This window comes from Priestia sp. FSL H7-0729, from assembly GCF_038005685.1.
Lineage (GTDB): Bacteria > Bacillota > Bacilli > Paenibacillales > Paenibacillaceae > Paenibacillus.
This window is the reverse complement of the sequence record NZ_JBBOTQ010000001.1, coordinates 754,280-769,387: the sequence shown is the minus strand read 5'-3', so window position 1 is coordinate 769,387 and position 15,108 is coordinate 754,280. Positions and strand designations below refer to the sequence as shown.

The 15,108-nt window shown below is 44.3% G+C and carries 10 protein-coding genes; 9 read left to right on the top strand and 1 reads right to left on the bottom strand.

From position 1 onward, the window contains the following. Positions 1-59 precede the first annotated feature (59 nt). A complete protein-coding gene (locus tag MHH93_RS03240; protein WP_500052767.1) occupies positions 60-488 on the top strand; it encodes a MarR family winged helix-turn-helix transcriptional regulator in 429 nt (142 codons plus the stop codon). A 286-nt stretch (positions 489-774) separates the two neighbouring features. Beyond that, entirely contained in the window at positions 775-3,087 is a 2,313-nt protein-coding gene (locus MHH93_RS03235; protein WP_500052766.1) for a glycoside hydrolase family 95 protein, read from the top strand. 133 nt (positions 3,088-3,220) lie between these two features. Here MHH93_RS03235 and MHH93_RS03230 read toward each other — a convergent pair whose 3' ends face one another. Beyond that, positions 3,221-4,072 (bottom strand): helix-turn-helix transcriptional regulator, encoded by an 852-nt coding sequence (locus tag MHH93_RS03230; protein WP_500052765.1) that lies wholly within the window; start codon positions 4,070-4,072, stop codon positions 3,221-3,223. Positions 4,073-4,231: 159 nt separating this feature from the next. On the opposite strand from MHH93_RS03230, the gene MHH93_RS03225 reads away from it, so the two are divergent. The 7 genes from MHH93_RS03225 (at position 4,232) to MHH93_RS03195 (ending at position 15,055) form a co-directional block, all read left to right on the top strand. Beyond that, entirely contained in the window at positions 4,232-6,214 is a 1,983-nt protein-coding gene (locus MHH93_RS03225; protein ID WP_500052764.1) for a hypothetical protein, read from the top strand. A 102-nt stretch (positions 6,215-6,316) separates the two neighbouring features. Continuing rightward, entirely contained in the window at positions 6,317-7,903 is a 1,587-nt protein-coding gene (locus tag MHH93_RS03220) for a response regulator (RefSeq protein ID WP_500052763.1), read from the top strand. Continuing rightward, positions 7,885-9,624 carry a sensor histidine kinase gene (locus tag MHH93_RS03215; protein WP_500052762.1) on the top strand — a complete coding sequence of 580 codons (1,740 nt, stop codon included), beginning with the start codon at positions 7,885-7,887 and terminating at the stop codon, positions 9,622-9,624. Before MHH93_RS03220 ends, MHH93_RS03215 begins: the two co-directional genes overlap by 19 nt. Positions 9,625-9,745: 121 nt before the next feature. Then, on the top strand, positions 9,746-11,407 hold the full coding sequence (locus MHH93_RS03210) for an ABC transporter substrate-binding protein (RefSeq protein ID WP_500052761.1): 1,662 nt from the start codon (positions 9,746-9,748) through the stop codon (positions 11,405-11,407). Between the two features lie 41 nt (positions 11,408-11,448). Next, the gene (locus MHH93_RS03205) at positions 11,449-13,122 is read left to right on the top strand and encodes an ABC transporter substrate-binding protein (protein WP_500052760.1); all 1,674 of its coding nucleotides are present in this window, start codon (positions 11,449-11,451) and stop codon (positions 13,120-13,122) included. Between the two features lie 55 nt (positions 13,123-13,177). Then, positions 13,178-14,119 carry an ABC transporter permease gene (locus tag MHH93_RS03200; RefSeq protein ID WP_339243073.1) on the top strand — a complete coding sequence of 314 codons (942 nt, stop codon included), beginning with the start codon at positions 13,178-13,180 and terminating at the stop codon, positions 14,117-14,119. Positions 14,120-14,134: 15 nt separating this feature from the next. Beyond that, positions 14,135-15,055: a carbohydrate ABC transporter permease gene (locus MHH93_RS03195; protein WP_215077816.1), complete on the top strand. Its 921-nt coding sequence runs from the start codon at positions 14,135-14,137 to the stop codon at positions 15,053-15,055. Positions 15,056-15,108: the final 53 nt, after the last annotated feature.

The window sequence follows — 15,108 nt, the reverse complement described above, 5'->3', positions numbered from 1 at the left end:
TATCTCCATGATACATTTAGTCTGCTAAATATAATTCGAATGTTAGGGAGGGACCGTTCATGACGACAGATGCAGTAGATTGTGATATTCGACAGTCTTTAGATCGAATTTCCTCCCAAATGCGTCGAAATTATAGTGAATCACTTCGGGAACTTAATCTCTATGTAGGACAAGATAATCTGTTGTATCGGCTGTGGTTGGGTGATGGGGTAACACAGATGCAACTAAGTGAACATATGAAATGCGAACCACCAACGGTTACAAACATGGTCAAATCACTGGAGCAGAACGGATTCATATATCGCAAACGTGATGTACAGGATGCAAGGATCATGCGTATCTTTCTAACCGATAAGGGCAAAGCATTAGAAAAACCGGTTGAGTATAAATGGAGAGAGCAGCAAGAGAAACTACTTCAATCCATTTCTTCGGAAGATCGGCTGATATTGAGGCAACTCATGCAACAAATGGAGCGAAATATCTTATAACTTATGCCAAGCCTCATGTAAACTAAATGGAATGAACGAAACAGAGCCGCTATTATAGCGGCTTTTTTTTATTGCAAATAGCTATGCTTCCTTGCCCAAAACAAGAATCTCTACTGTCAGTTTCGGAATTCACGATTACATCTCTAATGCTGGGATAAGATTGTGATAATTCAAGTTAATTTTGTTCATTTAGATGCTCTTGAGCTTGAGGTACACTGAAAGAACATACTAACGGAACACACTACATACGAAAAATTTAGAATTATAATTCGTTGGAGGTTTTAACGTGAAGACCAAAAATATCTGGTTTAATCAACCTGCTGGAACATGGGAAGAGGCATTGCCTATCGGAAATGGAACTCTTGGAGGCATGATTTTTGGGAGAACACAGATCGAGAGAATTCAGCTTAATGAAGATAGCCTGTGGTATGGTGGTCCGATGCAGCGGAATAATCCTCAAGCACTTGAATCTTTATCTCAGATCAGAAGCCTGATTTTTGACGGTAAGATTAGGGAAGCAGAAGAACTCGCAGCAGATACTCTGGTAGGTGTTCCTGACGGGCAAAGGCATTATGAGCCATTAGGGGACTTCTATATCGCTATGGATCACAGTGAACATGAACCAAATGGATATCAAAGACATCTCGATCTGGAACAAGGCAAGGTAAACGTGAACTATACCGCAGATCAGTCGACTTACACACGTGATTATTTTGCCAGCTACCCGAATCAATTACTCGTTGTTCATCTTAAATCTAGCGTACCTGGAAAGTTATCTTTCTCCACTATTTTTGGCAGGGGAACCGTTCTAGAATCATCATCGTGGTCCGATATTCTCAAGCATCCTGTAGGGTTCCAATCCTATCTGGACCGGATCGAAAAGCGTGGAACAAATGACGTGATCATCCGGGGAAGAAGTGGGGGAGAAGAAGGAATCCGATTTTGTTGCGGTATTCGCCTTATATCCGAAGGAGGGCAGGTTCACTATTCAAGCGGTCAGCTTTCTCTGAAGGATGGTAATTCAGCGACTATTCTAATCTCAGCTTGCACGGATTTTCGAATACCCAAAGAACAACTCGAAGCGGAGTGCCTCCGCAGAATTGATGCTGCTTCCGCAAAACCATATAGCGAACTGCTTGCCGATCATGTCTCGGACTATCAATCCTTATTCGAAAAGATGGATATACATCTCGAAGATGAAAATAAAGATCTTGTTTATTCCGAACTTCCAATCGATCAGCGCCTTGAACGGCTTAGAGCTGGTAAGCATGATCCGGAACTCATGAGTCTATACTTTCAATTCGGTCGTTATCTGCTTATCTCAAGCAGTCGTCCAGGTTCTTTACCTGCAAACCTTCAAGGGATATGGAATAAAGACATGCTTCCAGTATGGGATAGCAAATATACAATTAATATTAATACACAGATGAATTACTGGCCTGCAGAAAGCTGCAATTTGTCTGAATGTCACGTTCCATTGTTTGATTTTATAGATCGACTGCACGTCCGAGGAAAGGAAACCGCCAGAACCATGTATGGATGCAAGGGGTTTGTTGCTCACCACAATTCGGATATTTGGGCAGACGCTGCTCCGCAGGATGTATGCATGACATCGACGTTTTGGACCATGGGAGGAGCATGGCTCTCGTTACATCTGTGGGACCACTACGAATACAATAAAGATGTACATTTTCTCAAGAAAGTGTACTCCACGATGAAAGATGCGGCGGTGTTTATTCTGGATTATCTGATAGAGGATCCTTCCGGCAATTGGGTGATATGTCCTTCGTCCTCACCGGAAAATCGCTATATATTAGATAATGGAGAGTCGGGGGCTTTATGTTTTGGTGCTTCAATGGACAATCAGATTATTAGAGAACTCTTTACGCGTTGCATTGAAAGTACACGGATCTTGCAAGAAGATCAGGAATTCGGAGAACAGCTCCGGAATGCTTTAACCAAAATACCGGAGACCTCCATTGGAAAACATGGCCAAATCCAAGAGTGGAGTAACGATTATGATGAATTGGAACCTGGTCACAGACATATTTCTCATTTATTCGCTTTGCATCCGGGAACGCAAATTACGGTGCAAGCTACGCCTGATCTGGCTAAGGCAGCTCGCGTAACACTCGACAGAAGATTGGAACACGGGGGCGGACATACCGGATGGAGCAGAGCGTGGATTCTCAACATGTGGGCACGATTGGAGGAGTCGGAAATTGCGCACGATAACATCGTGGAACTTCTACGTTCCTCTACGTTACCCAATCTGTTTTGTGACCATCCTCCATTTCAAATTGATGGGAACTTTGGAGGTACTGCAGGTATAGCGGAGATGCTTCTCCAGAGCCATGACGATGTAATTCGATTGTTACCTGCTTTACCTGCGGCATGGCCAAAAGGATATATTCGTGGTATTCGGGCTCGTGGCGGATTTGAATTAGATCTGGAATGGGAAAATGGACGTCTCTTGAATGCGAGAATTCGCTCAATTGAAGAAACAAGAGTAACCGTGTCCTATCTGGACCAAAAGATAGAATTAAACTTTCCTGGCCCCAATGCTATGATTGAATTAAAAGGTAATAAATGGAATTAATGGAGTGATAAATGATAAGTTACCGATTTACATGAGCGAATTCGCCCGACAGAATTGCCGGGCGAATTCGCTCTTTTTCTTTTCATAGTTAAGATATAGGCAAGATTTAGCGTCTATTTGCTCAATGCAATGTTTAAAGATGGCATTCATATTTAACAAACTTGCCAGGTGAAGTACCGACCAGCTTGGTGAAGCTGCGAATAAAATTGGCATAATCTCCAAAACCGGATTGATAACAGGCCTCTGTAATACTTAAACCTTCGATTAAATAAGATTTCGAGAGCTCTATGCGGCGACTTAGAATGTATGCTCGAATCGTGAGTCCGGTATGTTTTTTGAATTGCCGACTAAGATAGCTTTTATTCGTGAACATAGCCTCTGACAATTGGTTGAGGTCCAGTTGCCTCGTCAGATTACATTCTATGTAATCCATCGTGTTTCGAACTAGTTCCGGCATAATATCCGTTGCAATAAAATCCGTATTTTGGAAAGTTAGATTCGTTAGAAGTAGTAACTGAGTAATCAAAATATTCCTCTGAATATCCGCTCCATAGTCACTTGATGAGAGACACTGTTCAAGATCGTTAGCTAATTGCAGCACTCGATGAAGCTCGTATTCTTCAAGATGTACGATATTCCCCTTACCTTTGGGACGGTAGTCGAAACATGCGGATAAGTTGGTTGTTGCCGTAGACAAGCGGTTCAGATATGACTTTTTCAGATTTATGGTAATTCTCTCATATTCATTTTGGTCCAAGGCGAAGGAACGGTGCATCTCCTCCGGGCTAAGAACGAGCAGATCGCCACGCTGCAAATGGTAACAACGGTTCTCAATATAGAAATTTACATTGCCACGAAGAAATAAGTAGAGTTCATATGCATTATGTCGATGATAGAAGGTTCCCATATTATACGTGGTGGTGCGATGAAGATACAACAGCTCATTCTGGATTGGATCAAACAGGTATTCTGAAGTCTCATTCATATCAGATATATGACCTCCTTGTCGTTTCGCGCAATAAATATAGCCGTTTGTGCAATGAAATTGCAGACTTAAACCTATAAAATGTAACCATCCTAGCATGATGGATACATAATTGCAAGCGTTTCCACTCAGATGTGTACAACGCGATTGGAGGAAAAGATGGATCTGACTTTCACGGCACGAAGTAGAGTGCAGGACAACGTACAGTACACGGCATTGAACAAGCATGCTCTCAAAGCTGACGTAAAAGTAATAAACGGAAACGGCAGTGCGGAAGACCCATGGCAAGCCGCCATTCAGATTTATAACGAGGGCCAGAATGCTTGGGCAGGGGTAATTCATGTGGAAATGCCATTGGACAAACAGAATCCGAGGTTTTTTTTGCCTGCATTTATGTATGGCCGCAACCGGGGCGAAGCACCCCAGAATGTCCCAAATGAGTTCCCCAGACTGAGGGAGGGCATTCCTTCTCGCCCATCATCACCCTGGTGGATGGTCCGAAGTGATCGTCTGTCTCATCCGGCTGCACTTGTCTATGATGAAGGTCGGATTGTTGGTCTGAGCGCAAGTCCCTACTGGATTAATACGGGAAGCCAGAAGCAGCAATGGTATCCAGGAATGGAAGGAAGCTTTTTGCAATATGGGGGATTCACATGTTCCATTGAAAAGGGTACGGTCGGATATACGCTGGGATATGAGAATGCACCGTTGTTATTTATCAAATCCAAACTTGTCCATGAGCGAGCTCCCCTTGGCGAAAATTGCTTCGAACTTGCGGCAGGTGAATCAGTTGGGCTAACACTTGAACTATATAACTACGAGTCTGAATCAGAACTGGGCATCAATCCTGCACTGGAAACAATCTATAGGAGGTATCACGAAAAACCAAGAGAAGGAAGTGACATTCGGACAACGGTAATGGATCTGTCCAATGCCATCTATGAATATGCCTGGCTTCCGGAGGATCGTCATTATTCAACATTTGTATATGAAGATGCTGCTGAAAGTGGTGGCTACCGATACAACAAAATTATCTCAATCAGTTGGACTAATGGTATGACGATAGCCACACCCATGCTTATGTCTGCACTGCGCATGAATAATGAGTCCATGCGACAGCAGGCATTATCTTGTATTACAAATATTATTGAGAACGCCATGAATCCCGAATCGGGACTTCCATATGACGCCTATCAGGATGGGATATGGAGTGTTAAAGGCTGGTGGTTCGACGGCATGCGTACCCCGGGCCATTCCTCATACCTTCTAGCTCAGGCGATGTTCTACATTCTGAAAAGCTACTATTATGAGAGGCGCATTCGAAATGTGAGACACGATGATTGGCTTGCTTACGTCAAACAAATACTTGATCGTCTGGAGTGCACGAAGAATACGGATGGAGAATATCCTACTATTTTGTCAGAGCGGACAGGAGCAGGTCTCGAATATGATGCCTTTAGTGGAGTCTGGTGTCTTGCTGCCAAGGCATATCACTGTTGGTTAACCCATGATGTATCTTCTCTGGATGAGCTCAGACGTAGTGAAGCTCACTATTACAACACTTATGTGCAACACATGGAATGTTACGGCGCTCCGCTGGATGCGGACAAAGCTGTTGATTCGGAAGGCATTCTGGCGTACATCAAAGCTGTTCGGTTTCTGCACGCGTTGACCGGTGACGAGCTGTATCTGGATCATATGAGAGATGCGATCAGTTATGAATTCAGCTTCAAATTTTGTTACAACTCACCTATTAAGATTCCACCGCTTAGTACATTAGGCTGGTCCAGTTCCGGGGGAAGTGTTACTTCAATAGCTAATCCGCATATTCACCCCATGTCAAGCAATCTAGTGGATGAGCTGTTGTATTATGTTGGACAACGGGAAGACAATTATGTTCGCCAACGTATGATGGATACCATCGGGTGGGGGTGTCAGACTTATAATCGTTATGATCAAGAATTCGGCTATGGCAAAAAAGGATGGATGTCTGAACGCTTCTGTCATTCGGAAGGACTGGTCACTGAAAAATATGCAGATGGTACACCAGCCAGCACCTGGTTTTGCCTGATGCCATGGGCCAGTGGATCGATCATCGAAGGCCTTGTTGGCGACTATTGGGATTATGCGCGACCTGTATGAATTTATTTTGCAATAACTACAACAGTCACCATATTAGATACCGCCGATAGGGAGACATGCTACCGGCGGTTTATTTTCGTTGGAGGAAAGGGGACACACGGTATGTTAAAAGTATTACTGGTAGATGACGAGATGTATGTACGGAAGGGGCTGTATGAACTCATAAGCTGGATTGAGCTTGATATGGAGATTATCGGAGAGGCAGAGAACGGTGCAGAGGCACTGAATCTGATTGAACGCCTGCAACCAGATGTGATTATAACCGATATCCGTATGCCGATCCTGGACGGACTGGAGCTTATACGGGCTGTAGAGAAAATGCCACATCTGGAACCTGTGTTCATTATCATCAGTGGTTATCATGACTTTAAATATGCACAGCAGGCAATCCGGTATGGTGTTCAAGACTACATTCTGAAGCCTATTGATGATGAAGAACTGACGGCGACGTTGCAGAAGTCGGCTAATCTCATTTGCAATAAACGAAAACATATGCTTTTGGCAGAGGGACAAGCCAATAACATCATGCTGGAGGATATGATCAAAGGCCATGTACAGCAGGAGGATGAACATCGATATGCCGAGATGCTCGGGATCAATCGTAACTCCAATCTGCTCATGACATTGATTGAACTTCAGACCGGATTAGATGAAATTAATATCACCATTGAACAACTACGTGAAGCAATACATTCTCTGGAGAGTAATATATGTAAAATGTTCATCAGTGAGCAACAGCGTGGCATGTTTGCCTTATTACTGTTGTTGCCTAAACATGATCAAGGGAACTCGGCGTTACAGGATAAACTAAATAGTATTCATATAACAATGAGCAAAAGATTTAACGTGGACATCGGCCTTTACGCAGGAACGCTCGTCAAGGAAATTGTGGACATCCCACAGTCTCTTAACGCGGCTGAAGAAGCAGCCAAGCATAAGTATGCAGAAACAGGTGGTGTCGTGTGTTATACGGGGATCAAGGACAAACCGTTGTTTGTTTTCAATGTATACCAGGACGAGGTGGATCAATTAATCTTAAGCCTGGAAGAGGGGAATAGGTCTGCTTACCACAACATTGTAGAAGAGAAATTCAAATTGTTTCATATGAATCGATTTTCTCCTCAGGCTGTCTCAGGTTCTCTATTGCGCTGTATAACGGGTATTCTCGCTGTGGTCCACGAAATGGGTGGTACTGATGAAGGTCTGAAGCAGCTAAAGGAGCTGGCACAACAAAGTCATGAAGGTTGGAATTTACGACTATTGAAGAATGCTTTTCTCACCGCGCTTGAGGAAGCCGAGGATTATGTCTCTCATTTGCGAATGGAGCGATCCAAAGGGGATATCAGCAAGATCAAACGGTATATTGATGCAAATTACACAGAGAACATCAATCTCAAAAGCATTGCTGCGCTCTTCTACATGAATCCCGTTTATCTAGGGCGATTATTCCGCAAAAACTACAATCAATATTTCAATGACTATCTGCTAAACCTGCGGATTCATGAGGCGAAGAAGTTATTGCGGCAGACGGATCTGAGAATGTACGAGATCGCTGCACGCGTGGGATTTCAGAATGCAGATTATTTTGTAACCCAGTTTGAGAAGCTCGTTAAGTTATCGCCTACAGAGTATCGCAATCTTCTTATAGGAAATGAACAGCGAGGTGCACAATGCCAAGATGGAACCTGAATTACATGAAGCTTCGAGATAAACTATTGCTGATGTATGTCCTGTCCGTGTTTATTCCCATCGTTGTTACCAATGTGGTGTTCTACAATGTCACATCTGCCAATATTCGTAGTCAGAAAACTCGTGATGCCGGCATGGCCTTGAACAATCTGAAGAACGACCTGCGGGTAACCATTGATCAGGGTGTCGGTCTCTCTTATTCGTTATATACGGATCCTGTGTTCAATGACACCATCTCGCGTTCGTTTCGAAGTCATTTTGAGTACATTGACGCTTATAATTCGTACCTGAAAGGGCAATTCTCCGGTCAATTGAATCAGGGGATTCGCTGGTATCAAGTGTATACCGATAATTCTACCATTCTATCTTCCGGTTATATTGATCGTTTAACTGACGATGTCCGCAACTCGGACTGGTACGTTCAATTTCAGGCATACTCCGCCCCTTATCCGGCACTGATCTCAACGGATCAGATGTTAAGTCTGATTCAACGGCTCGACAGTTTTGACACTGGGGGGAGAGAACAGTTACTTAAAATTGACCTGAACATGGATGTGATCAAGCAGTATTTTCACAATAGCGGATTTGACGGGAAAGTGTATCTTGTGGATCCGGCTGGACACATCCAATTTTCAAATGATCTTACAGCAGAAGAATCTCAGATAGGGAAACGTTACAATGAGATCCAGTTTCCGAACAAAATGATTCCCTTTGAACTTACGTATACAGGCATTAACTATCTGGAAGGGTGGTCCCTGCATGGCGTCATGGACGAAGAAATTGTGTTGAAGGAGGTGCGGAAATCTCGTTCCTTTGTCGTTTGGCTGGCTTGTATTAATTTTGTCCTGCCTTCCATCATCATCGCGGCCATGTCCAGATCCATCCATGTCAGACTGGTGCGGATTCTGAAACATATGAAAAAAGTAAAAACACAGAACTTCCAGACGATTCCGCCTGAAGATGCAAGAGATGAGATCGGTCAACTCACGATGGAATTTAATCGAATGACCGAGACGATCCATAACTTGATTCATGAGGTATATCTAGCTGACATTCAGAAGAAAGACCTGGAGTTAAAACAGCAGCAAGCTCAGCTTCATGCACTCCATAGTCAGATTAACCCTCATTTTTTGTTTAATACCCTGGAGTCGGTACGCATGAGGAGCCTCATCAAGGGCGAGAAAGAGACCGCCAAAATTGTGCATAACATGGCCAAGATGTTTCGCAAATCGATTAGTTGGAATCAGAACGATGTGACAGTGAAGGAAGAACTCGAACTCATCGAGAGTTTTTTGCAAATCCAGAAATATCGCTTTGGCGACAAACTCCAATACAGCATTGAAGCTGATCCTGCGGTACTGATGTACCGAATCCCCAAGATGGTAATTCTCCCCTTTGTGGAAAATGCAAGTATTCATGGTATTGAATCATCTCCGGGTGTAGGCATCATTCAACTCTTCGTTTCAACAGAAAATAACCAGCTCCTTATCCGACTAACGGATAACGGAATAGGGATGTCACAAGCAAAATTGGAAGAGTTGCTAAGTTACCTGGATCAAAACACCGATATGGGAGAGCATGTTGGCATGAAGAATGCGTATAGTCGCTTAAAACTTTGCTATAAGAATCACTTTACATTCGACATCCAGACATGGGAAGGAGAAGGAACGCATATCCAAATTCAGCTTCCACTTGATATATCAGCCATGCCAGGCGACTAATTGCGAGGGATATACTTTTCAAAGTAGGATGTACACTTTCATGGGTAACTTTGAAAGCGCTATCTTGATATATTGAGAAGACTTAAAGGTACAAACAATATGTTAAGGGGGCATTAGCTGTATGTTCAGAAAAAAAATCATTATAACAGGTTTGGCCATTTTACTGGCTGTAACGCTGGCAGGTTGCAATAAAGCCAGTCCGGAAGCTTCTTATCCTGACAGTAATGACAATACCCCGGTCACCTTCAAATATTTCACATTTGGCGGTGGCAAGAAAGATATTCTGGCAAGCAGCACGACCATTGGCAAGAAGCTACAGGAACAAACAGGCGTTGACTGGAAGATGGAATATCTGGTCGGCGACGGTGCAACCAAGGCAGGTGTAATGATTGCAAGTGGGGATTACCCCGACATCATAGACTCCAGTGGTGAAATGGCCAAGCTGATGGATGCAGGATCTTTTATCCCCCTGGATGAACTGATCGATCAATACGGACCTAACATCAAGAGGGTATACGGGCCTTATATGGACAAATTCAGACAGGAGGATGGAAAGATCTATTTCCTGCCATACACTGCCAACATAGGTTATGTGTCAGAGCCTAACTTCCAGACAGGCTTCTATATTCAGCGGGCAGTGCTCAAAGAGTTTAACTACCCCAAGATCAAAACACTGGACGAATATTTTGAATTGATTGAGCAGTACAAGCAAAAGCATCCGCAGATCGATGGAAAAGAAACCATCGGCTTCGCCACACTTGCGGGTGAGTCTGGTAGCTTCTTCACCCTGCTAAATCCGGCCATGCATCTGGCAGGTTATCCGAACGATGGCAGTGTGATGGTGGATATGCAGAGCCATGAAGCCAAACTGGTAGCCGGATCTGATTATCAGAAACAATGGATTCAGAAGCTGAGCGAGGTTAACGCACAGGGGATGTTTGATCCCGAATCCTTCACAATGAACCAGGATCAGTATCTCGCCAAGTTGACGTCCGGTCGGGTGCTGGGATATTTCAGTTATTCCTGGCAGGTTGGTGACGCAACGAACAACCTCAAGAAGGCTGGTATTGACGATAAACGATACGTATCTCTGCCGATCGTATTTGATGACAGCGTCAAGGACCAGTATGTGGACCCGCCAGGCTTTGTGAACAACTATGGTGTCGGAATTACCGTTAATGCCAAAGATCCCGTGAGAATTATTAAATATTTTGATAATCTGCTCAAGGAAGAAAACCAGATTCTGGTTCAATGGGGTATTGAGGACGAGACGTATAGTGTGAATGATGAGGGTCGCTTTTACTTTGAGAATGATGACCAACGCAAGGCACATGAAGATCCGGAATTAAGTCGTAAGTTCGGCTTTGACTATTTTAATTACAGCTGGCCTCGTTACGGGAATAACTCCGTACTGAAAGATGGCAACGCCTATGGACCAGGTAATCAGCCAGAGGTCGCTACCTTTAGCTACACGGACGGTGACAAGCTGTTGTTAGAGAAGTATGGCGTGGAGACATTCACAGAATTATTCAGCACGCCGGATGAGCGTCCTTGGTCTCCTGCATGGTCCATTGCACTGGAGCAAGGATCTCCTGAGCAGATTTTCATTACCAAGGCAGAAGATCTCCAGAAGAAATATTTACCGAAAATGATTATGGACTCGCCTTCCACGTTCGATAACACATGGAATGAGTATATGAGTCAATTGAATCAACTGGACAAGAAAACATATGAAGCTACGATAACGCAGGCAGTGAGAGATCGTGTAGCTGGCAAATGGTGAGTGCAATCCATAGAGACCACACGGAACGGGGGAATATTCACATGTTAAAAGCGAAATTTAGAACAGCAAGTTTAGCTGTATTACTGACCGTTTTGCTGGCTGGCTGCAGTCAGAACAATTCGTCATCACCTTCAGCCACAGGTGATGATGAGAACAGTCCAGTGACGTTCTCGTATTACATGTTCTCTCCAGGCAAGAAGGATACTCTTGCAAGCGAAACAACAATTGGTAAAGTGTTGCAAGAACAAACAGGTGTGGATTGGAAGTTGGAATATCTGGTAGGTGATAGTGCTACAAAAGCCGGTGTTATGATTGCCAGTGGAGACTATCCAGATGTCATTAGCTCCAGCGGTGAGATGTCCAAGTTACTGGATGCGGGGGCCTATATTCCGCTGGATGATCTGATTGAGGAATACGGCCCTAACATCAAAAGGGTATACGGACCATACTTCGATAAAATGAAAAATGCAGAAGACGGAAAGATCTATGCCCTGCCTTATACGGCTAATCAGGGTGAGTATTCAGGTAGTCCCAATGTTGGTGGGGGAGCCTTTTGGATTCAACGCTCTGTGCTCAAAGAGTTTAACTATCCCAAGATCACTACACTGGATGAATATTTTAATCTGATTCAGGATTACAAGGAAAAACATCCAACGGTTGATGGTGCAGATACAATCGGATTTGTGTCACTCGCGGGTGTGGCCAATAACTTCTTCACCTTGCAGAATCCAGCGATGCATCTTGCCGGTTATCCGAATGATGGCAGTGTCATGGTGGACATGACTACCCATGAAGCGAAAGTCGTCGCCGGAACAGATGCTCAGAAAAAATGGATTCAGAAGTTAAATGAGATCAATGCTCAAGGCATGCTTGACCCGGAATCCTTCACGATGAACAAAGATCAGTACCTGGCCAAGCTGACTTCGGGTCGTGTGCTAGGATACTTCAATTATGGCTGGCAGATTGGTGACGCTTCGAAAAACCTGCTCTCGGCAGGCATTGATGAGAAGCGCTATGCACCACTTCCGATTGTGTTTGATGAAGGAATCAAGGATCAATATGTGGATCCTCCCGGCTTCGTCAACAACTATGCAACAGGTATCTCGGTGAATGCCAAAGACCCTGTTCGTATCATCAAGTACTTTGATAATTTGCTGAAGGAAGAGAATCAGGTTCTGGTGCAATGGGGCATCAAGGACGAGACGTACAGTGTGGATGAAAAGGGCAGATTTTATTATGCAAATGAAGATCAACGCAAGGCTCATGATGATCTGGAGCTCAGCCGTAAATTCGGGTTCACATACTTTGGCACAGACTGGCCGAAATATGGCGGTGAATCTACACTAACCGATGGTAACACTTATAGCCCTGGTAACCAGCCGGAAGTGGCCGCTGCATCTTACACCGAGGGAGATAAGAAATTCCTTGAAGCCTACGGTATCCAAACTTTTAGTGAATTGTTCAACAAACCGGAAGAGCGGCCTTGGTTCCCGGCTTGGTCCATCGCATTGGAGCAAGGATCACATGAACAGATCTTCACGACCAAATCGGATGATTTGCAACGTAAATACTTGCCGGAGATGATCTTGGGAGCGCCATCGAATTTTGATAAGCTGTGGGATGCCTACATGGCTGAATTGAACAAATTGGACAAAGCTGGTTATGAAGCGACGATTACCAAAGTCGTGAAGGATCGTGTCGCAGGAAAATGGTAATAGCCTAGGAAGGAGCAGGTTCACAGTGGAGAAACCAAATGTATCCCTTAACTCGATGCCGCCAGCCTCGAATCCGAAGGGAACCAGAGCACACTCGTTTTTCAAGCGACTTGTGCAGCAACGAACACTTGCCTGGATGTGTATACCTTTTGTCATCTGGGCTTTTATCTTCAAGTACCTGCCGTTATGGGGATGGACCATGGCTTTTCAGAATTTCAAACCGGCGAGGTCCTTCTCGGATCAGCAGTGGGTAGGCTGGCAGCATTTTAGTACGTTATTTGAAGACAATACCTTCTACCGGGTGCTGCGAAATACGCTCGTCATGAGCTCCATTAAACTGGTATTGGGATTTGTGACAGCGATCACATTGGCACTCTTGTTGAATGAACTGAAAAATGTCATATTTAAACGTTTTGTGCAGACCGTCAGTTATCTGCCTCACTTTATCTCGTGGGTTGTTGCCTCCAGCATTGTATTAACCGTCCTATCACCAGACGGAATTATCAATCTGCTGCTGATGAAGCTTCATCTGATTGATAGTCCGGTACTATGGATGGGAAAAGGTGAATACTTCTGGGGTATTCTGGGGGCAACCGAGGTGTGGAAAGATGTCGGCTGGAACACCATTATCTATCTGGCAGCAATTACAGCGATTGATCCTGCACAATATGAGGCTGCCGAGATTGATGGAGCCAGTCGCTTCAAACGGATGTTATATATCACGCTGCCTGGTTTGAAACCGGTTATTGTGATCTTGTTGATCATGAACATGGGAAGTATTCTGGAATCCGGATTCGAGCCGCAATATCTGCTGGGTAACGGGATGAATATGGATTATTCGGAGAATCTGGACATCTTTGTACTGAAATATGGATTAGGGATGGGGAACTTTTCCTTGGGTACAGCCGCCGGCATATTCAAAACTGTGGTCAGTTTTGTCTTCCTTTTCTCTGCGAACTATATAGCGAAAAAAATGGGAGAGAGCAGACTATTCTAAAAGGAGGCCTATGCCATGCGAAAAGGAAACACATCCCGCTTGCGGAATAGCAGCACCGGGGATCGAGCGTTTGACACCATTAACATGATCTTCATGGTATGTCTGATGATTGTGACGATCTATCCCTTTGTTAATATGATTGCCGTATCCTTTAATAATGCGAACGATGCCATTCGAGGCGGAATATACCTATGGCCCCGTGTGTGGACACTGGACAATTACAAATATATTTTTGGCGAATCCGATATCTATCACGCAACGCTGATCTCGGCACTGCGTACGGTCATTGGAACCGTGGTCTCCGTCTTCTGTACAGCCATGCTCGCGTATACAGTTAGTCGTCAGGAATTTGTGCTTCGCAAGTTTGTTACGATGTTTTTTGTGTTCACCATGTACTTCAGCGGGGGCTTGATCCCCGGTTATCTGCTGATTCGAGACCTTGGATTGATCGGTTCATTCTGGGTGTATATCATTCCGGGTGTAATCGGTGTATTCAATATGATCGTCATCCGTTCTTTTATTGAAGGTCTTCCGGAAGGCATTCTGGAGTCAGCCCGTATAGATGGGGCAGGGGAGTTCACGACATTTATCCGCGTTGTCCTGCCACTAACGATTCCCGCTATGGCAACCGTATCACTCTTTGTAGCCGTTGGGCAATGGAATTCCTGGTTCGATGTATTCCTGTACAACTCTTCCAATAAAGAATTAAGTACGTTGCAATATGAATTGATGAAGATCCTGCAAACTTCGACGACCTCAGCGACTTCGTCAGCAAGTGATGCTTATCAGTCTGCCGAGAGCAACGCAACGGCGGTTACGCCAACATCAATTCGAGCGACCATGACCATTATTGCGAGTGTTCCTATTCTGATGGTGTATCCGTTCTTGCAGAAATACTTTGTACAGGGCATGACAATTGGTGGCGTGAAGGGATAGTCATGGGCTGCATATCATTTCATTGAATTATGTAAACGCAACAAACTATACCG

Excerpts from the sequence above, each read along its gene's own strand:
- MHH93_RS03240 (WP_500052767.1), top strand. The coding sequence starts at position 60 with ATGACGACAGATGCAGTAGATTGTGATATTCGACAGTCTTTAGATCGA.
- MHH93_RS03230 (WP_500052765.1), bottom strand. The coding sequence starts at position 4,072 with ATGAATGAGACTTCAGAATACCTGTTTGATCCAATCCAGAATGAGCTG.
- MHH93_RS03225 (WP_500052764.1), top strand. The coding sequence starts at position 4,232 with ATGGATCTGACTTTCACGGCACGAAGTAGAGTGCAGGACAACGTACAG.
- MHH93_RS03220 (WP_500052763.1), top strand. The coding sequence starts at position 6,317 with ATGTTAAAAGTATTACTGGTAGATGACGAGATGTATGTACGGAAGGGG.
- MHH93_RS03215 (WP_500052762.1), top strand. The coding sequence starts at position 7,885 with ATGCCAAGATGGAACCTGAATTACATGAAGCTTCGAGATAAACTATTG.
- MHH93_RS03210 (WP_500052761.1), top strand. The coding sequence starts at position 9,746 with ATGTTCAGAAAAAAAATCATTATAACAGGTTTGGCCATTTTACTGGCT.
- MHH93_RS03205 (WP_500052760.1), top strand. The coding sequence starts at position 11,449 with ATGTTAAAAGCGAAATTTAGAACAGCAAGTTTAGCTGTATTACTGACC.
- MHH93_RS03200 (WP_339243073.1), top strand. The coding sequence starts at position 13,178 with ATGCCGCCAGCCTCGAATCCGAAGGGAACCAGAGCACACTCGTTTTTC.
- MHH93_RS03195 (WP_215077816.1), top strand. The coding sequence starts at position 14,135 with ATGCGAAAAGGAAACACATCCCGCTTGCGGAATAGCAGCACCGGGGAT.